Origin of the sequence: Mucilaginibacter flavidus (genome assembly GCF_024055575.1) — a bacterium.
Taxonomy (GTDB): domain Bacteria; phylum Bacteroidota; class Bacteroidia; order Sphingobacteriales; family Sphingobacteriaceae; genus Mucilaginibacter; species Mucilaginibacter flavidus.
Genome location: NZ_JAMXOE010000001.1, coordinates 587,334 through 607,056, shown reverse-complemented (window position 1 = coordinate 607,056; position 19,723 = coordinate 587,334). Strand labels below are relative to the sequence as shown.

The 19,723-nt window shown below is 44.1% G+C and carries 19 protein-coding genes; 13 read left to right on the top strand and 6 right to left on the bottom strand.

Going from position 1 to position 19,723, the window contains the following annotated elements:
* Positions 1-3: 3 nt before the first annotated feature.
* The 4 genes from NAF19_RS02760 to NAF19_RS02745 form a co-directional block, all read right to left on the bottom strand.
* Positions 4-534, bottom strand: coding sequence for a 5' nucleotidase, NT5C type (locus NAF19_RS02760; RefSeq protein WP_252788217.1), 531 nt, complete (start codon positions 532-534; stop codon positions 4-6).
* Positions 535-751: 217 nt separating this feature from the next.
* On the bottom strand, positions 752-1,282 hold the full coding sequence (locus tag NAF19_RS02755) for a 5' nucleotidase, NT5C type (protein ID WP_252788216.1): 531 nt from the start codon (positions 1,280-1,282) through the stop codon (positions 752-754).
* Between the two features lie 11 nt (positions 1,283-1,293).
* Positions 1,294-1,779 carry a GNAT family N-acetyltransferase gene (locus NAF19_RS02750; protein WP_252788215.1) on the bottom strand — a complete coding sequence of 162 codons (486 nt, stop codon included), beginning with the start codon at positions 1,777-1,779 and terminating at the stop codon, positions 1,294-1,296.
* 3 nt (positions 1,780-1,782) lie between these two features.
* On the bottom strand, positions 1,783-2,355 hold the full coding sequence (locus tag NAF19_RS02745; RefSeq protein ID WP_252788214.1) for a Crp/Fnr family transcriptional regulator: 573 nt from the start codon (positions 2,353-2,355) through the stop codon (positions 1,783-1,785).
* A 109-nt stretch (positions 2,356-2,464) separates the two neighbouring features.
* On the opposite strand from NAF19_RS02745, the gene NAF19_RS02740 reads away from it, so the two are divergent.
* The 11 genes from NAF19_RS02740 (at position 2,465) to NAF19_RS02695 (ending at position 15,975) form a co-directional block, all read left to right on the top strand.
* Complete coding sequence (locus NAF19_RS02740) at positions 2,465-2,689, top strand: hypothetical protein (protein ID WP_252788213.1); 225 nt, start codon at positions 2,465-2,467, stop codon at positions 2,687-2,689.
* Positions 2,682-3,038 (top strand): type II toxin-antitoxin system RelE/ParE family toxin, encoded by a 357-nt coding sequence (locus tag NAF19_RS02735; protein WP_252788212.1) that lies wholly within the window; start codon positions 2,682-2,684, stop codon positions 3,036-3,038. Before NAF19_RS02740 ends, NAF19_RS02735 begins: the two co-directional genes overlap by 8 nt.
* Positions 3,039-3,191: 153 nt before the next feature.
* Positions 3,192-3,794, top strand: coding sequence for a TetR/AcrR family transcriptional regulator (locus NAF19_RS02730; protein ID WP_252788211.1), 603 nt, complete (start codon positions 3,192-3,194; stop codon positions 3,792-3,794).
* A 272-nt stretch (positions 3,795-4,066) separates the two neighbouring features.
* Complete coding sequence (locus NAF19_RS02725) at positions 4,067-5,203, top strand: efflux RND transporter periplasmic adaptor subunit (protein ID WP_252788210.1); 1,137 nt, start codon at positions 4,067-4,069, stop codon at positions 5,201-5,203.
* A 125-nt stretch (positions 5,204-5,328) separates the two neighbouring features.
* Positions 5,329-8,541, top strand: a complete 3,213-nt coding sequence (locus NAF19_RS02720) for an efflux RND transporter permease subunit (RefSeq protein WP_252788209.1) — start codon at positions 5,329-5,331, stop codon at positions 8,539-8,541.
* Positions 8,542-8,652: 111 nt separating this feature from the next.
* A complete protein-coding gene (locus NAF19_RS02715) occupies positions 8,653-10,074 on the top strand; it encodes a TolC family protein (RefSeq protein ID WP_252788208.1) in 1,422 nt (473 codons plus the stop codon).
* Between the two features lie 11 nt (positions 10,075-10,085).
* A complete protein-coding gene (locus tag NAF19_RS30510) occupies positions 10,086-10,208 on the top strand; it encodes a hypothetical protein (protein WP_256484193.1) in 123 nt (40 codons plus the stop codon).
* Positions 10,209-10,334: 126 nt separating this feature from the next.
* Positions 10,335-11,474, top strand: coding sequence for a Fic family protein (locus tag NAF19_RS02710; protein WP_252788207.1), 1,140 nt, complete (start codon positions 10,335-10,337; stop codon positions 11,472-11,474).
* A 35-nt stretch (positions 11,475-11,509) separates the two neighbouring features.
* On the top strand, positions 11,510-13,816 hold the full coding sequence (locus NAF19_RS02705) for a family 20 glycosylhydrolase (protein WP_252788206.1): 2,307 nt from the start codon (positions 11,510-11,512) through the stop codon (positions 13,814-13,816).
* Positions 13,817-13,958: 142 nt separating this feature from the next.
* Positions 13,959-15,215, top strand: coding sequence for a putative DNA modification/repair radical SAM protein (locus NAF19_RS02700; RefSeq protein WP_252788205.1), 1,257 nt, complete (start codon positions 13,959-13,961; stop codon positions 15,213-15,215).
* A 1-nt stretch (position 15,216) separates the two neighbouring features.
* Positions 15,217-15,975: a TIGR03915 family putative DNA repair protein gene (locus NAF19_RS02695; RefSeq protein WP_252788204.1), complete on the top strand. Its 759-nt coding sequence runs from the start codon at positions 15,217-15,219 to the stop codon at positions 15,973-15,975.
* Positions 15,976-16,087: 112 nt separating this feature from the next.
* Here NAF19_RS02695 and NAF19_RS02690 read toward each other — a convergent pair whose 3' ends face one another.
* Both NAF19_RS02690 and NAF19_RS02685 read right to left on the bottom strand, forming a co-directional pair.
* A complete protein-coding gene (locus NAF19_RS02690) occupies positions 16,088-16,630 on the bottom strand; it encodes an OmpA family protein (protein ID WP_252788203.1) in 543 nt (180 codons plus the stop codon).
* 70 nt (positions 16,631-16,700) lie between these two features.
* On the bottom strand, positions 16,701-17,312 hold the full coding sequence (locus NAF19_RS02685) for a class I SAM-dependent methyltransferase (protein WP_252788202.1): 612 nt from the start codon (positions 17,310-17,312) through the stop codon (positions 16,701-16,703).
* A gap of 374 nt (positions 17,313-17,686) precedes the next feature.
* Between NAF19_RS02685 and NAF19_RS02680 the strand changes: the two genes are divergently transcribed.
* Positions 17,687-19,087, top strand: coding sequence for an RtcB family protein (locus NAF19_RS02680; protein ID WP_252788201.1), 1,401 nt, complete (start codon positions 17,687-17,689; stop codon positions 19,085-19,087).
* A 4-nt stretch (positions 19,088-19,091) separates the two neighbouring features.
* Positions 19,092-19,709 (top strand): peptide chain release factor H, encoded by a 618-nt coding sequence (prfH, locus tag NAF19_RS02675; RefSeq protein ID WP_252788200.1) that lies wholly within the window; start codon positions 19,092-19,094, stop codon positions 19,707-19,709.
* Positions 19,710-19,723 lie beyond the last annotated feature (14 nt).

Sequence of the window (19,723 nt, the reverse complement as noted above, 5' to 3'; positions counted from 1 at the left end):
GACCTAAAAATTATTTTCCATCAGCGCCAGCACTTCATCCCAGTTATTTGCCCTTTGGTGATGGGTGTAATTAACGTTGTGAAAAGCGTGGAACATAATGGTTGTGCCTTTAAAATAGTCGAGGTTTTTAATGTGATCGTCAATCATATAATCGGTACCAATAACACTTTTATCGCCGCAAAAAATAATGTGCCGCCAGTCGATGAAAGGGAAATGTTCATTCAGCCATTCCAGCTTTTCGGGTAAACACTGCGGAAATTCCATTGCTGCCGAAACAATATAAACCTCGTAGTTTTCCATCAAAGTTTTAAGCGCTTCAACAGCGCCTGCTATAACAGGCAGTGTGCGGAAAAAGCCGGGAGTAAAAGCGAACTTGCGGGCCGCAGTTTTATCAGGGAACATCTCGTTTTCTTCAAGTCCCCGTATCGACTCCGTGGTAACGCGTACGCCATAGTCGCGTTCGTACCAGTTGATGAAATGTGTTTCGGTGTCGGCAATTACGCCGTCCATATCAATAGCAATTGATTTTTTCATGGCTAAAATTAAAAAACATTAGTTAATGGTAATGTCAATTTCTGTAATTCCGCAGGCCTGCGACCTGCCCTGATGAGTGCCGCCCCGTTGGGGCTGATTGCATAGAAACGTTTTGTGACCAATAACACCCTAGGAACGATTCCCAAGCTCCAACGGAGTGAAATTTGTTAGCCCAGATCGCAGGCCTGGGGTCAAAGGCAAACCAATAAATTTTAAATTATATCTCTTTTGCCATCAATTCCAAAACCTGGTCCCAGTTATTTACCCGCTGGTGATGGGTGTGGTTTACATTATGAAAGGCATTAAACATAATGGTCTTTCCTTTAAAATAGTCGAGGTTTTTAATATGGTCATCAATCATGTAGTCGGTACCGATAATGCTTTTATCGCCGCAAAAAATAATATTACGCCAGCTGATAAATGGGAAATGCTCGCCCAGCCACTCCAATTTTTGCGATAAGCTATGCGGGTATTGCATGGCTGCCGAAACGATGAAGATATCGAAACTTTCAGCCAGTTTTTTTACCGCTTCAACGGCGCCGGGCATAACAGGCGTAGTGCGGAAATACCCGGGCATAGCCGAGAGTTTACTGTAGGCATCCTTTTCGGGCACAACATCCTCTTCCCGGCGACCATTAAGTTCAGCAGGATGTATTTTAACACCGTAGTGCTGATCGTACCAGGTTAATAGTTGTATCACCTCGTCGGCAATAACACCATCCATATCAATGGCAATAGATTTTCTCATATAAATAGCTGTTACAGTTTTTGGTACATAACGTAAGTATTGGTAAGCCCCAACTGCCGGTGATTAAAAGCATCGGGCACTTCGCCTACTATATTAAAGCCCAGACTTTGCCAAAGTTTAACTGCCCGTTCATTACTTTTTACCACGAAGTTAAACTGCATGGCTTTATAGCCAAGCCGCCGGGCTTCTGTTAGTGAAAACCCACCCATAGCTTTGCCTATACCTTTGCCGGCAAATAATGCCGAAACCATGAAAGCGCCATTAGCTACATGCGAGCCAAGCCCTGGCTGGTTATCACAAATGGCGAATGTGCCAGCTATTTTGCAGTCGTAAAGGGCCACGTAGGTGTGCTTACCCGGAGCAAACCAATAGGCCATCATTTGCTCTCTTGTCGATTCCGGGGCGAACGAGTAGGTATCGCCTCCCTGCAGCACCCGGTGTATTATTTCCCAAATGGCACCCTGATCGGCCTCGGTAGCTTTTCTTATTTCTATCATAATCTAACTGATGTTTTTGCGTATGCGGCTTAACGATTGTGGTGTGATGCCCAGGTAGGCGGCAATATCTTTCAAAGGCACACGCATGGCAATATCCGGTTGCTGCACCGTAAATAACTTATATTGGTTTTCGGCATCAATACCGAGGTAGGTATTGCGCACGTTTACTTTTTCAATTAAATGCAGCTGGTTAATGTTATCTATTACCTGTTTTAACCAGGGGAGCTGATGGTATAGATCCATCAGTCCGCGTTTGCTTATGGATAACACTTCCGCATCGCAACAGGCCTGTATGGCAGCTGGTGTTGGCGTTTCCTCATTAAAGCTTTGCAGTATGGAGCAAAATTTATTTTCGTTATAAAAAAAGTGGGTAACCTCAACACCCTTATCATTAACCGACATAATGCGGATTATGCCCTTGCACACAAAAAACATTTCGCGGCTTACCCTGCCATCGCCTTTGAATAAATATTCACCTTCTTTAAATTGCTTTGCCTCAAAATAGGCGGCGATGATTTGCTCATCCTCAGCTGGAATATGCCTTAGGAGTTTGAGGTAAGCGATTAAAGGGTTCATAAGGCAAATATTGAATTATTATTGAGGATTTGAAATAGCATGGGCAGGTGAATTATGGGAATGATTTTACTTTTTCGTATATTTGAATTAAACAACAATCTATTAAAAAATGACAACGTTAACTATTGAATTACCCGATAACGAAGAAGGCGTAATTTCGAAGATATCTGATATTGTCAAAAAAGTGAAAGGAAGCCGCATCGATATTGATAACTATGATGACGGGTTTACGGAAGACGAGTTGGCAGCAGTGAAAAGAAGCTTAAAGGAAGTGGCAATGATTAAGAAAGGTGAATTAAAGCCTTTATCAATGGACGACCTTTGGGATGAGTAATACTGTAAATCCAACGCCCGAATTTAAACGGGACTTAAAACCGTTAGTAAAAAAATACAAAACTCTTAAGAATACTATAACACAGCTTGAGCAGGACCTGATTGAAAACCCTTTCCTAGGTGAGTCATATGGACAGGGAATTTACAAGGTTCGCATTTCAGATGGAAGTAAAGGTAAAGGAAAAAGTGGCGGATTCAGGGTGATATACTACCACCTGAGTAAAACCAGCGAAGGAATAAATATGCTATTGTTGAATATTTTTGACAAGTCGGAGACGGCAACTATTAAAAAAATCGATGCGGTCAGGCAGCTAAAAGACGTAATAGAAGAGTATCTTAAAACCAAATAAACGCCTTTTAATCAATTTTAAGGTGTCATTGCGGATATGTCTCTTCTCTAATGACATTCCATCCATAATTAAATGACAATTAAATGAATACACTTAGTAATTTATCGCTGTACATTTGCTTAACGGTGTTAAATTATTTAATGCCTATACAAAATGGCTAGTAAAGACAGGATATTACGATTGAAGGAAGAAACCAGGTGCAACATCCTGGAGGCTGCGCTTCAGATCGTTAAGGAAGAGGGATGGCAAGCCTTGAGCATGCGCAAAATTGCCGACGTGATTGAATACACCGCGCCTATTATATACGAATACTTCAGCAACAAAGAAGCTATACTGTTGGAATTAACCCGCCAGGGATACTTAAAGCTTTCGAGAGAATTGGAGCAGGCCCGCGACAGGCACCGTTTACCGGCCAAACAGCTGGAAGATATGTGGTTAACCTATTGGAACTTTGCTTTTGCAAACAAGGAGATTTACCAGGGAATGTTTGGTGTAACAACAAGCTGCGCCTGCGAAATGGTAAACAATTTACCAGAGGCGGAAAGGCCCTACGAATTATTCAGCGCCGTGATTGGTGAAATGATGAACATAGACGACCTTGAAGGCGACATAATTTGTACCAAATATTACACCTTTTGGTCGGTTGTACACGGGCTGGTGTCTATTAACCTGTTAAGTCGCGGCTCGTCTGACGAGATTAACCGCCAGGTACTTAAAGATGCAATAGGTGGTATAATCAGGACGATGGCCGCCTGATTTTTTTGACCAAAATAAAACGCTGTTAAATTATTTAACAGCGTTAGGTAAATATTAAATAATCATTAACAACAAATAAATGCAACTATGAAAACAATGAACCAAACCCTCGCACAAATATTTAACACTGTTAAACAGTTTAATGATGTTAAAAAAGTACTGTTATAACAAACATCTCAACGTCATATCACCCGTGTTGCGGGTGATAGGCGATCAAATCAACGCACTTACACCATACAACAATGCAACCATACAACAACAAAATAATAATCATGAAAAGTTTAATCTTAGCGATACTCGCAATATCATTATACAGCTGCTCGCCAAAGCCGCAAACAGCTGCAGCGCCGCCTGCGCCATCATTGCCGGTGGCCGTAATTGCCACGGGCAATGACACCACTTACCAGGAATACCCTGCATCGGTAGAAGGTACCGTAAACGTAGAAGTGCGCCCGCAGGTAAGCGGCACACTGGATAAAGTATTTGTTGATGAAGGTGCTTTTGTAAGCGCCGGTCAGCCTTTATTTAAAATAAACGACCAGCCATACCGCGCTGCATTAAACAATGCACTGGCCAGCCAGCATGCAGCCGAAGCAGCTGCAGGCAACGCTGACCTGGAAGTTAATAAGCTTACCCCGCTTGTTGAAAACAAGGTAGTATCTGATTACCAGTTAAAAACAGCCAAAGCCGCTGTACAAGTCGCCAAAGCCAATATTGAATCGGCTAAAGCAAACGTTGCCACAGCGCAAATCAACTTAGGGTATACTTTAATTAAGGCTCCGGTTAACGGTTACATAGGCCGCTTAAACAAGAAGCAAGGTAGCCTGGTTGGCGCCGCCGATCCGGAAGCGCTTACACAGTTATCTGATGTGCACGATGTACACGTTTACTTCTCACTTAGCGAAAAGGACTTTGTAAGCTTTAAAGAACAATACGCCGGCTCAACCCTTACCGATAAATTGAAACAGGTGCCTATGGTATCGCTGGTGTTAGCTGATAACACTGCTTACGGTAAACAAGGTAAAGTTGATATGATTGACGGCCAGTTTGATAAAACAACAGGCGCCATCACTTTAAGGGCAAGCTTTTCTAACCCGCAAGGTTTACTGCGCTCTGGCAATACCGGTAAAATCCGCCTAAGCCTGCAGCACAAAGATGTGTTGCTGGTGCCTCAATCGGCCACTATTGATATGCAGGACAAAGTGTTTGTATTCGCAGTAGCCGATAGCAACAAGGTTAAAAAGCAAGCGATTACCGTAGTAGGCAAAAGCGGCGACAATTACCTGGTTAAAGATGGAATAAAAGTGGGCGACAAAATTGTGCTATCTGGTTTCGATCACTTACAGGACGGCACTATTATTAAGCCCGAAGCAGCGAAAGAAAAGACGGCTGCACTTGCTAAAAACTAATTGAAAAAGAGTCAAGAATCAAGAAATCAAGAGTCAAGATAAAACGTCATATCGAACATAATTGGAAGACAATAATTCTGTCTTGGTTCCTGACTCTTGACCTCTTACATCTAAATTAAAAAATCATGTTAAAAAAATTCATAGAAAGACCGGTATTAGCTACCGTAATTTCAACCTTACTGGTGATACTGGGCGTGCTCGGTTTAACCAGGCTGCCCTTGCAGCAATTTCCTGACATTGCTCCGCCGTCGGTACTGGTAACAGCCATTTACCCGGGCGCCAATGCCGAAACCGTTTTGCGCTCCGTAGCGCCGTCGCTCGAAGAATCTATCAACGGTGTTGAGAACATGACTTACATGAGCTCTACCGCCAGTAACGATGGTACTTTAGCAATTACAGTGTATTTTAAATTGGGTACCGATGCCGACCAGGCCGCGGTTAACGTTCAAAACCGTGTGGCCCAGGCCACCAGCCAGCTGCCTGCCGAAGTAGTACAGCAGGGCGTTACCACTGCCAAACAGGAAAATAGCTTTATTATGGCTATCGGTATGTTTACCGAGGATGAAAAGAAATACGACCAGACATTTATTGCCAACTATGCGCAAATAAATATCATCCCCGAAATTAAACGTATCCCCGGTGTAGGTTCTGCCGCCATATTTGGTGGACTAAAAGATTATTCGATGCGTGTGTGGTTGAACCCATCACAGATGGAGACCTACCACGTTACGCCTACCGAAATATTTGCAGCCATACAGGATAAAAGTTTGGAAGCCGCTCCCGGCCGTTTTGGTGAGCGTAGCAAAGAGGCATTTGAATATGTAATAAAGTACAAAGGCAAGCTTGCAAAACCCGAAGAATATGAAAATATACCTATACGCTCAAATTCAGATGGTTCGGTATTGCGCTTAAAAGATGTGGCCCGCGTTGAGCTTGGCTCTTACTCGTATACCAGCATCACCCGTTTAAACGGTAAAAAAGGTATCGGTATCGGCGTTATCCAGTTATCAGGCTCTAATGCCAACAAGATACAGATTGAGATAAACGACCTGATGGCTAAATCTGCAAAAGACTTTCCCGATGGCGTTAAATACAACATCTTTTACAGCACCAAAATTGCGCTGGACGAATCTATCACCCAGGTAAAACATACGCTTATCGAGGCATTTATACTCGTGTTCCTGGTAGTATTTGTCTTCCTGCAGGATTTCAGGTCTACGCTTATCCCTGCCATAGCGGTTCCGGTGGCCATTATCGGCACGTTTTTCTTTATGTCGATATTTGGCTTCTCTATCAACCTGCTAACCCTGTTCGCGTTGGTATTGGCTATAGGTATCGTAGTGGATGACGCGATAGTTGTGGTCGAGGCCGTGCACGCTAAAATGGAGCACAAGGGCCTCGGTCCAAAAGAGGCAACACTCGAAGCGATGCACGAAATTACCGGTGCCCTGATATCTATCACGCTGGTAATGGCAGCCGTATTTTTACCGGTAGGTTTCCTTGAAGGCTCGACAGGCGTATTCTACCGTCAGTTTGCCTTTACAATGGCTATAGCTATCGTAATATCGGCATTAAACGCCTTAACGTTAAGCCCTGCTTTGGCAGCGTTGTTTTTAAAACCGTTGCATCATGACAGTAATGGTCAGCCGGTTAAAACAACTTTTAAGCAACGTTTCTTTAATGGCTTCAATACCAGCTTTACTTCACTAACCAATAAATACGTTGGCGGGCTTAAGTTTTTAACCAAAAATAAATGGGTTGGCATTACAGGCCTGGCTATCGTGACATTTGCGGTAGTAATGATGGTAAGGACCACTAAAACAGGCTTTATACCAACAGAAGACCAGGGTTTTATTGCCATTGCAGTAAACACACCATCAGGTACCTCGCTCGACCGTACATCGCAAGTAATGGAAGATGCCGAAAGCCGCGTGGGCAAAAATCCTGCCGCACGGTTTGTAACATCGGTACCGGGCTTTAACCTGCTTACCAAGTCAAACAGCCCGTCATCGGCCATCTTCTTCGTATTGCTGAAGAAACCCGAAGAACGTGGCGCGGTAAAAGATATCAATGCGATAATGACCCAGATACGCGGCGATTTAGGCGCGGTGCACGGTGGCAGTTTCTTCGTATTCAGCTTCCCAACTGTTCCTGGATTCAGTAACGTTGAGGCACTCGACTTTGTATTGCAGGACAAAACCAGCGGCAAGCTGGACAAATTCAGTGGTATATCAACCAAGTTTATTACCGAGTTGATGAAGAAACCAGCGGTTGCTTTTGCATTTACTTCGTTCAAAGCCGATTACCCACAGTTACAATTAGACGTTGATGATGATAAGGCTAACCAGCTTGGTGTAAGCGTGAAAGATATATTGCAAACCATGCAGGTGTATTTTGGTAGCGCCCAGGTGTCAGACTTTAACCGCTTCGGTAAATATTACCGTGTGCAGGTACAGGCAGATATTGCCGATCGTGCCGACCCTTCATCTATCGACCGTGTGTTTGTGAAAAACAGAACAGGCGAAATGGTGCCGATCAATTCACTGGTTAAATTAACCCGTGTTTATGGTTCTGAAACTGCATCACGTTACAACCTGTTCAACTCTATTGAAATAAATGCGATACCAAAACCCGGCTTTAGCTCGGGCGAGGCTATCAAGGCGATAGAGGAGACAGCAAAGGAACAGTTGCCATTAGGCTATACTTATGACTTTACCGGCCAAACCCGCGAAGAAATATCTTCAAATGGTCAGTCGACAGCCGTATTCCTTTTGTGTTTGGTGTTTGTGTACTTCCTGCTGTCGGCACAGTATGAAAGCTATATTCTGCCACTGGCGGTTATCTTCTCCATTCCAACAGGTGTACTGGGCGTATTTATCGCCATCGGCCTTACCGGTATCGAAAACAATATATACGTACAGGTAGCGCTCATCATGCTCATCGGCTTGCTGGCCAAAAACGCGATTTTGATTGTAGAGTTCGCGGTGCAGCGGCGAAAGGCAGGACTGTCTCTTATCGCGTCAGCAATTGAGGCAGCCAAATTAAGGCTCCGCCCGATTATCATGACATCGCTGGCCTTTGTATTCGGTTTGTTCCCGATGAGTATTGCTACCGGTCCATCAGCACAAGGTAACCACTCCATCAGTATCGCCGCAGCAGGTGGTATGGTTTCAGGGGTTATCCTTGGTCTGTTCATCATCCCGGTGTTGTTCGTCATATTCCAGGGCTTGCAGGAAAGAATAACCGGCGCACCAGAACCAGTGTTAACGGCTGATGGTGTTAGCGATGGAAAAAATGATAACCATGCCGTTGCGCTGCAAAGCGAACTGACCGCATAAAAATAAGAGAAGTGTGATTTCATCCCCTGAAGACAGGAAAGGGAAAGTGAAATCGGAGTTTTCCGGGGATGGAATCGCACTAAATGATCTCAATAATAAATAGAAAGCAAAATGAAAAATTATATAAGCATATCCATTTTGGTACTAACGTTATCGGTGCTGAGCGCCTGTAAGGTATCAAAGGATGTAGAAACACCCAAGCCTGCATTACCCGAAACGTTCAGGAATGCAGCTACAACCGGCGATACCAGCAGCATTGCTGATATACAATGGAAACAATTTTTTACCGAAGCTACCCTGCAAAAATTGATTGACAGCGCCATCGTAAAAAACTACGATATGCAGATTGCTGTTAAAAATATCGAAGCATCGCAATTACTGTTTAAGCAGGTAAAATGGAACAATGTTCCGCAGGTTGATTTAAACGTTACCGCCAGCTCAAGCCGCCCATCGGATAACAGTATTAACGGTTTGAGCCTGAGCCAGAATAATATCGGCTCAAAGCACATCGAGGATTATTCGGCAAACTTAGCCGTATCATGGGAAGCTGATATATGGGGTAAAATCCATAACCAGCAACGAACAGCTTTGGCCGCGTACCTGCAAACACAGGAAGCAAAAAAAGCTATCCAAACCAGTTTGGTTGCGAGTGTATCGCAAGGTTATTACAACCTGTTGATGCTTGACGCCCAGCTTGACATTGCACAAAAAAATGTGAAGCTGAATGACAGTACCTTACGGATAATCAAACTGCAATATGATGCAGGCCAGGTTACCTCGTTAGCTGTTCAGCAAGCCGAAGCACAAAAGCAGGCAGCCGAGCAACTGGTGCCGCAGTTTGAACAAAACTTAACCATACAGGAAAACGCCTTACGTATTTTAACAGGTGATTTGCCTGATAAAATTGCAAGGAATTCGAACCTGGATGCAATGGTGATCCCAACAAATGTGGCAGCCGGCGTGCCATCGGCCATAGTGAGCCGCAGGCCCGATGTAAGGAGCGCCGAACTTGAATTAATGATAGCCAACAGCAAAGTAGGTATTACCAAAGCCGAAATGTATCCCGCATTGCGCATAACTGCCGAAGGCGGTGTAAACTCGTTCAAGGCCAGCAACTGGTTTAATATACCCGCATCATTATTTGGTGTAGTTGCAGGCAGTGTGGTGCAACCATTGTTTGACCATAAACGCTTGAAAACAGATTATGAAGTTGCCCAGCTTAACCGCGAAAAGACGGTGTTGCAGTTCCGCCAGTCGGTTTTAAATGCAGTTGGCGAAGTCTCTGATGCGTTGGTGAAAATTGATAAGCTGAAATCGCAGCAGGTAATAGCTGCTAACAGGGTGAATACCTTACAACAAGCAACTAAAAATGCCAACCTGCTGTTTAAAAACGGCCTTGCCAACTACCTTGAAGTAATAACTGCACAGGGTAATGTATTGCAAAGCGAGCTGGAACTGGCATCATTAAAAAGAGACGAATTAAGCGCAGTGTCTGAACTATACAGGTCGCTGGGCGGTGGTTGGAAAAACTAAAAAATATTCCTATGAAAGAATTTGTAGTATCAAGAGGTAAGCTACTTTTTTGTTCGATAAAAGAATGGAACGTCACACTGGTATTTTGGGCAGCTGTGCTGGTGATTGAGGTGGTGATGAATGTGTTGAAGTAAACATGTAACGACTTTTTAAAGAATGAGTTAATCCTCAATTCGCTGATAGCGGGTTGAGGATTTTTAATTTGCGGTGAATAATTCACACATTTACCGCAAAAATGCGTCGAATAATTTGCTTATACGATGAATAAATCATACATTAACCGCATATTTACGGCGAATATGTATATACACAAGTTAAAGGCATGGCCAAATTTTACCTGGGACGACAAGGTACTTGCTGAAAAACTTGGCCGTGTAAATTATGGCATGGGCATGGTAATGGGCCAAATGAACGCCGCGGGCTTTAAACAAAAAGAAGAAGCGCTGTTAAAAACACTTACGTTGGACGTCACAAAATCAAGCGCTATAGAGGGTGAAATGTTAAATGCTGAACAAGTCCGTTCGTCCATAGCACGAAGATTGGGGATAGAATTTGCAGGTATGGTAACGTCAGACCGGCGAACCGATGGCGTAGTAGAAATGATGCTGGATGCAACGCAAAATTTCAACCTGCCTTTAACCGCAGATAGGCTTTACGGTTGGCATTCGGCGCTTTTTCCATCTGGGAAAAGCAGTCTGCATAATATAACGGTCGGTAAATGGCGTAACGATGAAACCGGCCCTATGCAGGTTGTATCGGGTCCGTTGGGTAGGGAAAAAGTGCATTACCAGGCGCCGGATGCCAAATATTTGCCGGACGAGATGACGGCGTTTTTGAATTGGTTTAATGATGAACAACCACTTAATCCTGTTATGAAAGCTGGGGTGGCGCATCTTTGGTTTGTAACAATACACCCTTTTGATGATGGCAACGGGCGCATAACCCGCGCTATAACTGATATGCAGTTGGCGCGGGCCGATAGATCGTCTCAACGATTTTACAGTATGTCGGCACAAATAGAAAAAGAAAGAAATAGCTATTACGACATATTGGAGCAAACACAAAAAGGCACATTGGATATAACCGGCTGGCTGATATGGTTTTTTGATTGCCTTGGCTGGTCGATGGATAATACCATGGACGTTTTGGAAAAGGTTAGCTTAAGAAGTGATTTCTGGGATAGACATCGCGATGCCGCTTTAAATTCGAGGCAAAAGAAAATGGTTGATAACCTGCTGGATGATTTTTATGGAACACTAAATGTGTCAAAGTGGGCTAAAATAACAAAATCATCAACCGATACTGCTTTGAGGGACATACGGGATTTAATGGGCAAAGGCATACTGGCGCAAAACGAAGGTGGCGGCCGAAACACAAGCTACAGTATAATATTAACTTGAAATTATTATCTTTCAACCCGCTAATATCTGCCTCAATGAACCGATACTATTTCAAAAATCTGACATCTAAGCTTGCAATCATCCTGTTAATTATCAATGCTATAAACGTCAGTGCACAAGATGTTGCCCGCTATCCGTTGATACCATATCCAACTAAACTGACACCCGGAACGGGCTCGTTTTTAATTACTAGCAAAACGAACATAACAGCAGCACGTCAATTTAAGCGCGAAGCAGAGCTGCTGAACCAACTTTTGAGCGGCGGATTAGGAACAAAATTAGCCGTTAGCAAAGCCGGCGAATCCCGTTCGATAAACTTCGTTTACGACGCTGCAATCAGCCAGCCTGAAGGGTACAAACTTACTATAATACCGAAAAGTGTAACTATAGCCGCCAAATACCCTGCAGGTATATTTCACGCCATAGAAACTATTAGGCAGCTTTTACCTGTTTCTGTCGAGGAAGGCATTGCCCATAAACAATTAACTCTGCCGGCAGTATCAATTGAAGACTACCCTGCATACGAATGGCGCGGTATGCACCTGGATGTATCCCGCCACTTCTTTTCGGTTAGCTATCTTAAAAAATTTATCGACCGGCTGGCCCTTTATAAAATGAACAAGCTGCACCTACATTTAACCGATGACCAGGGCTGGCGCATTGAAATAAAAAAATATCCGCTGCTTACCGAACAGGGTGCCTGGCGCACCTTCAACAACCAGGATTCGGCGTGTATGAAACGTGCAGCCGATAATCCTGATTTTAGTATCGACAAAGAGCATATCATTCAGCGCGATGGAAAAACCTTATACGGCGGCTTTTATACGCAAGAAGAAATGAAGGGAGTAGTTGCCTATGCCGCTGCAAGGCACATCGACATAATCCCCGAAATTGATATGCCGGGCCACATGATGGCAGCCATAAATTCCTACCCGTTTTTAACCTGTAATGGCGAAAATAAATTTGGCGAGCTGTTTTCAAAACCGATTTGTCCCTGCAACGAAACAACATTTGAGTTTGCCGAAAATGTATTTAATGAGATAATGGATATTTTCCCCTCAAAATACATTCATATAGGTGGAGATGAGGTCGACCGTTCGGATTGGGGGAAATCGGATGCCTGTAAGGCTTTGATGCAGCGGGAAGGAATAAAAGATTTGCCGGCGCTGCAAAGCTATTTCATCAACCGGATGGAAAAGTTCTTCAATTCAAAAGGCAGGAAAATGATTGGCTGGGACGAGGTTATTGAAGGCGGCGTAACTAAGTCGGCCATTGTGATGTACTGGCGCACCTGGGTGCCAGATGCCCCGGTAAAGGCGGTAAAAAACGGCAATACCGTGATTATGGCTCCCGGCGAACCATTGTATTTTGATAACCAGCCCGACCAGTATACAATTTACAAAGTATATCATTTCAACCCTATCCCTAAAGCCTTGAATCAGCAGGAAGCCAAAGCTATCATCGGCGCACAGGCAGAAATATGGACAGAAATGATACCATCCGAAAAACGTGCGGATTACATGTACATGCCCCGGATGACCGCTCTCGCCGAAAATCTGTGGACGAACAAGCCGGATAAATACGAATCATATACAAAACGTTTGGTAACACAATTCGCCAGGATGGACGCGATGAAGATAAACTATCGCCTGCCTGACTTGCCAGGCTTGCTCAATAATTATGTATTTACAGAGGAAGGCAAGCTAAGCATTGGCAAACCGCTGCCAAGCCTAACTATTCGTTATACAACAGATGGCTCGGTGCCCGACGCGCAATCGCCCGAACTGCCAGCGCCGTTAACTATAAAAACATCTCAGCAAATTAAGGTAGCCCCTTTTACAGCGGCTGGCACACGCGGCGATATTTATACGCTTAATTACAAGCAGCAGCAAATGCTTGGCCCGGTAAAAATTGCACCGCCCCAACCAGGGCTAATGTGCAGTTATTACAAAGCATATTTTAAAGAAACCGGCTTGATGCGTATTGCCAACAAAATCGACAGCACATTTATCAGCGATAAAATTGCCGTTCCGGCCTCAGTAAAAGCACCATCGTTTGGCATTACTTATAACGGATATATCGATGTTCCCTCGGACGGTATTTACAGTTTTTATTTAAACTGCGACGACGGCGGGGTATTAAGAATAGGAAATGATGTTACCGTAAACAACGATGGCAACCATTCCGCACAGGAACGCAGCGGACAAATAGCTTTAAAAATGGGCGCTCATCCTTTTGCGCTTGATTTTATTGAAGGCGGCGGCGGATTTACACTTAAATTAATGTACAGCGTAAACGGTTCGGAACCGAAAGAAATTCCTGCGGGTTGGCTAAAGCATTAAACTCAATAATTTGATGTCAAAATCAATGTAATTTGACACATCGAGTGTCAGTTTGCAAACGGCCTCGATAGGGTTATTTTTATTCCCCAAAGTTCTGTTTATAAAAATCAAAATACTAAAAATATTAGTAATTTTGATTGGTATGAATGTGGACAGGATAACAGAGAAATTGAATATTTTGGCAGATGCGGCCAAATATGATGTATCATGTGCATCGAGCGGGAGCAAACGTAAGAACGAAAATAAAGGGCTTGGCAATGCAAGTAACGGCATTTGCCATAGCTATACAGAAGATGGTCGCTGCGTGTCGCTGCTAAAGATCCTGCTCACCAATCATTGTATTTTTGATTGTGCCTATTGCGTCTCCCGCAAAAGTAACGACATTAAACGCGCTGCCTTTACTGTGCAGGAAGTGGTTGATTTAACCATCAACTTTTATCGCCGTAATTATATTGAAGGCCTCTTTTTAAGTTCGGGTATTTTTAAAGATGCCGACTATACCATGGAGCGGCTGGTGCAGGTGGCAAAAAAACTCCGCACAGAAAATAATTTCAACGGCTATATTCATTTAAAAACCATCCCCGGCGCCAGCGATGAGCTGATGCGCGAAGCCGGCCTTTATGCCGATAGGCTAAGTGTTAACCTGGAAATGCCAACCGAGGCGGGGTTGAAGTTACTGGCACCGGATAAAAACCGCCAGGCTATGATCGACCCCATGGCCTTCCTTAAAAAAGAGATCATCCAACGCACAGAAGAGAAGAAACTGTTTAAAAAAGCGCCTATGTTCGCCCCGGCCGGCCAAAGCACCCAAGTTATAATAGGCGCCACGCCCGAGAATGACAGCGAGATTTTACAAACGGCTAATCACTTTTACAAAAACTTTAATTTAAAACGGGTTTACTATTCCGGCTATGTGCCGGTACTGGCAGACAAGCGCCTGCCGGGGTTAAATACTGCAGTACCCATGGTGCGCGAAAACAGGCTATACCAGGCCGATTGGCTGATGCGATTTTACGGTTTTAAGGTAAATGAAATTGTAAATACTCAACAACCACTGCTCGATTTGGATATCGACCCTAAACTTGGCTGGGCAATCCGCAATATGCAAGCTTTTCCCGTTGATGTTAATATAGCTGATATACAAATGATACTACGCGTGCCAGGTGTCGGTTTATTATCGGCACAAAAAATAATAAGCGCCCGCAAGTTTGGCAGACTAAATTGGGAACAACTTAAAGCAATCGGCGTTGCGCTAAACCGCGCCAAATATTTCATTACCTGTAAAAGCAACAGTTTTGAAAAACGCGACCTCACCGGCACCAAAATCAAACAGTTTATTCTGGCTGAGTCGCAGAGTAAGTATTTAAAAAATCAGCAAAACCAGTTGAGTATTTTTTAGTATGACAAGGCTGATTTACGACGGAACGTTTGAAGGGCTGCTTACTGCGGTATTCGAAATTTATGAACGGAAACTTAATTACATCAATCTGCAAAAAATAGGGGTGGCAAGCACGGCCATGTTTGAGGACGTGATTAATGTTATTACTGATAACGACCGTGCCAGCCGCGTATTAAACGGATTGAAGAAAAAATTGTCGGCAAACGGCGTTCAACGGGTTTATATCGCCCATATGAGCGAAATTGAAAACGAGGAAAACAACATCGTGGGGTTTATCCGGCATGCGTTTGACGCAGGCCGAAATATCGAAGAAGATTACGGTAACAGGTTTGTTCTCCGTATATCAGAAATTATGGTGATGATGCGCCGCGAGAAACACAGGATGGAAGCTTTTATTCGTTTCCAGAAATTAAAGGATGAAACTTATTATGCTGTAATTGAGCCTGATTTTAATGTGCTGCCGTTATTAATCCGGCATTTTAGAAGCCGCTATGCCGACCAAAAATGGATGATTTACGATATCAAACGAAATTATGGCCTCTATTATGATTTACACGATACCGAATTTATATCGATGGAATTTTCAGAGGCCAAATCGGCAACAGATGTAGAGGCATCCAACACTGAAGACGAGGAAGTGTACCAGCATTTATGGAAAAACTATTTTAAAAGCGTAAACATCGCTTCCCGTAAAAACACGAAACTCCATGTAAGGCATATCCCCAAAAGATATTGGAAGCATTTGACAGAGAAGATATAAAAATTTTGTCATTGCGAGCGAGGAACGAGCGCGGCAATCGCGAACATCGCAGGTCGAATTTGCAAAGTTTGCGGTTGCTTCGTTCCTCGCAATGACAATCGGAGGATTTTGCTTATTGCTTCTTAATCTCTACCCTTCTGTTCAGCTTTCTCCCGTCTTCGGTACTGTTATCAGCAACCGGCTTGCTTTCGCCGTAACCTTTAACATCCAGGTTACTGCCGGGGATGCCGGTATTTACCAGGTATAATTTTACCGAATTAGCCCTTTCAATTGACAGTGCCATATTGTGCGCGTCGCTGCCCTCGGCTGATGAATTACCGTTCAAAACAAATTTTACCGACAGGTCTTTTTTCATTTCAGCCGCAGCTTTGTCCAGGAAGGGATAGGAGTCGGTTTTTAAAATGCCCGAGTTAAATTCAAACTGGATGTTTTTAAAATTATAATCAGGTTTTGCAACCGGGGCAGGCGGTGGCGGTGTTTCCTGTTGTGGTGCAGGCTGTTGTACCGGTGGCGCCTCTTTCTTTTCAGGCTGAGGGTCGGGTGGGTAACTTACCGCCGGTTTGGTAACAACCGGCTTTTTGGCTTTGCAGGCGGGCAAAGCGGCTATGGCAAACAAAATAGCTATCAGCAAAAAATGTGATTTTATAATTTTCATAAGCAATAAATGTGATGATGTAAATATAAAAACGCAGCTTAAGCGCGCTTAGTACAACTTATAAACATACTCACATCTTTTGCAGGCACCAGGTTGTCATGCAGCGTAAGTTCTGCACGTTGGTGGTTTTTATAGGCTCAAAAAGTTGGCCGTTTAAATTTTCCGTATAATCAAGCAGCATTTGCTGGTTCACCAAAAAACGTTCGGAGCCATCGGGCAGCAGGTAACGACCGTTGCCGCTACTTTCTACCAGCGTTTCAATCCCAATATCTGATGCAAGCCGGGCAAATAAATAGCCACCATGTTTTAGCACGCGCCACATGGATTGCAGCATGGCATCGAAATGTTTTTCGTCGGTAGCAAAATGCAATACGGCGCTGCTGATTACCAAATCAAAAACGCCGTCATCAAACGGTAAGTCCTCGGCTGCAGCAACATTAAAATTTGATAAGGGTAAATTGGATACCAGCCCGTATGCCAATCGTTTAACCGCTTCTACTGCATTTGGATTTGGGTCGATGCCATATACGTCAAAACCATTGCGGAGAAAATACACAAGGTTTCGGCCGCCACCGCAGCCGGCATCAAGTACTTTATGGCAGGTATCAAACCGGCCTTTTAATAATTGGTCGAACAAATAAATATCAATATTACCGTAAAGCTGCTGTAGGTTCTGCTGCATGCCGCTAATGTAAGCGGAACTATCCGGAAATTAAAAATTGTTTGCCATTGCAATATTTTTCTATCTTTGCTTCAATTCCTTATTTGTTAACCATTTAATACCGAGGAATCATGACAGAGCAAATCCACATATCGCCCCTTTCGCTCATTGCCTAACAGGCAGGCAAAATCCTAATTTTCAATTTTTTTGAAGACAAATAGCTGGTTACATTTTTGTAATCGTTAAGTTTTTTGTGCTGCCATAATCCGTTAAGCTGTCGGGCTTCTGCAAAGGGTATATCCCTAACCCGGGGATGAATCAAAAATCAATAAAATTTATAAACTTATCTGTACACGCTACAACGCGTTTGTGCGGACCTGGAATACATAACCCACATGGGCAATTTAAAAACAAAAGATTTAACAAAAATAGGCTTTGCCAATAACCAGTTGATAAGCCTGGCGCTTGGCATAGCCTCCAAACATTTTAAACGCCATACCAATAAACAAATTATCGAAGTATTTACGGGCATTAAAAACAACCCCGAACAGTACCTGGATGATGAGGTAACAGGCAAAATAGCCGCGAAAGTAATTGGGAAAATTGCTGAGCCGGCTTTTAAAACGTTTGATTTACGGGCCTCACCCGCGCCGTATAAAATTTATGGCGGAAAGGATATTGAAGCCATCGCCAAAAAACAAATGGACCTGGCCATGCTATTGCCGGTTAGCGTGCAGGGCGCTTTAATGCCCGATGCGCATATGGGCTTCGGCTTGCCAATTGGTGGTGTGCTGGCAACTGATAACGCGTTAATACCCTATGCCGTTGGTATGGATATCGGCTGCCGTATGGCGTTGACAATTATCGATGAGACGGACGCTTTTATCAAACGCTACGATTACCAGCTAAGGCAGGCATTGAAAAACCATACCCATTTTGGTATGGAGGGCGGGCTTGATACCCGGCAGGAACATGAAGTATTGGATAGCCCGGTTTTCGGGCAAATCCCTTTCCTGAAACAGCTGCGAGGCAAGGCGGTAAGGCAACTGGGTACATCTGGCAGTGGTAACCACTTTGTGGAATTTGGCGAGATTGAACTTGCCGAAAACAACAGGCTTGGTTTGCCAGGTAAAAGGTATGCGGCATTGCTATCCCACTCCGGCAGCCGGGGCTTGGGCGCAGCCATTGCCAAATATTACACCCAGGTAGCCATGAATACCTGCAAGCTGCCCCGCCATGCCCAGCAATTAGCCTGGCTCGATTTGAATGGCGAAGCAGGGCAGGAATACTGGCTAACTATGAGTCTAGCCGGCGATTACGCCAAGGCCTGCCACGAGCGCATACATGCCAACCTATTAAAAGCTGTAGGCATAAAGCCTGTTATGGTGATAGAAAATCATCACAACTTTGCCTGGAAGGATACGCTGGCAGATGGCAGGGAAGTTATTGTACACCGCAAAGGCGCTACACCGGCGCATGCTGGCGAGTTGGGCATAATTCCGGGAAGTATTACAACGCCGGCTTATGTGGTAAAGGGTAGGGGAGCGGATAATGCACTTTTCTCCGCCTCCCACGGCGCCGGTCGGGCGATGAGCCGGCAAAAGGCAAAGGATGGTATGACCGTGTCAGCCATGAAGAAAATGCTGGCAAATGCTGATGTGGAACTTATTGGCGGCAGCGTGGAGGAAAATCCGCTGGCTTATAAGGACATTGAAACAGTAATGCAGGCGCAAAAAGAACTGGTGGATATTCAAGGTAAGTTTATCCCCCGCATTGCGAGGATGAATAAAGATTAAAACAATGAAAAAAGTAATACTACAAATTACATCAGGCAAAGGCCCGGCAGAATGCTGCCGGGTTGTTGCCCTTGTACAAAAAATCATACTAAAACAGGCAAAACAGCAGCGAATTGAAACCGAAGTGTTGGAAAATATCAAGGGCGGTGAAGAAAATACCCTGTTATCGGCCACAATAATGCTAAACGCTATAAACATGGACGCATTAGTTGCTGAATGGAAAGGCTCTATACAATGGATTGGCCAAAGCCCTTTCCGCAAAAATCATAAGCGTAAAAACTGGTTTGTAGGCGTCGAATGTTTCGACATTAAGGAGCTGCCCGCCTGGGATATTAAAGATGTAAAGCTCAAAACCTGCCGTGCATCCGGTCCCGGCGGCCAAAATGTAAACAAGGTTGAAACGGCTGTACGGGGCGTACATATCCCCTCGGGTATACAGGTATTTGCTATGGACAGCCGCTCGCAGCTTGAAAATAAAAACCTTTGCCTCAGCCGCCTCGAAGCAAAAGTAATGGCCTGGCAAACCGGCCAATTAGTTGAACAACAGCAGGACAAGTGGATGCAGCATAATTCATTACAGCGTGGCAACCCGGTAAAAACGTTTAAGGGAGATTTATTTTAATGACATCTGGTCAA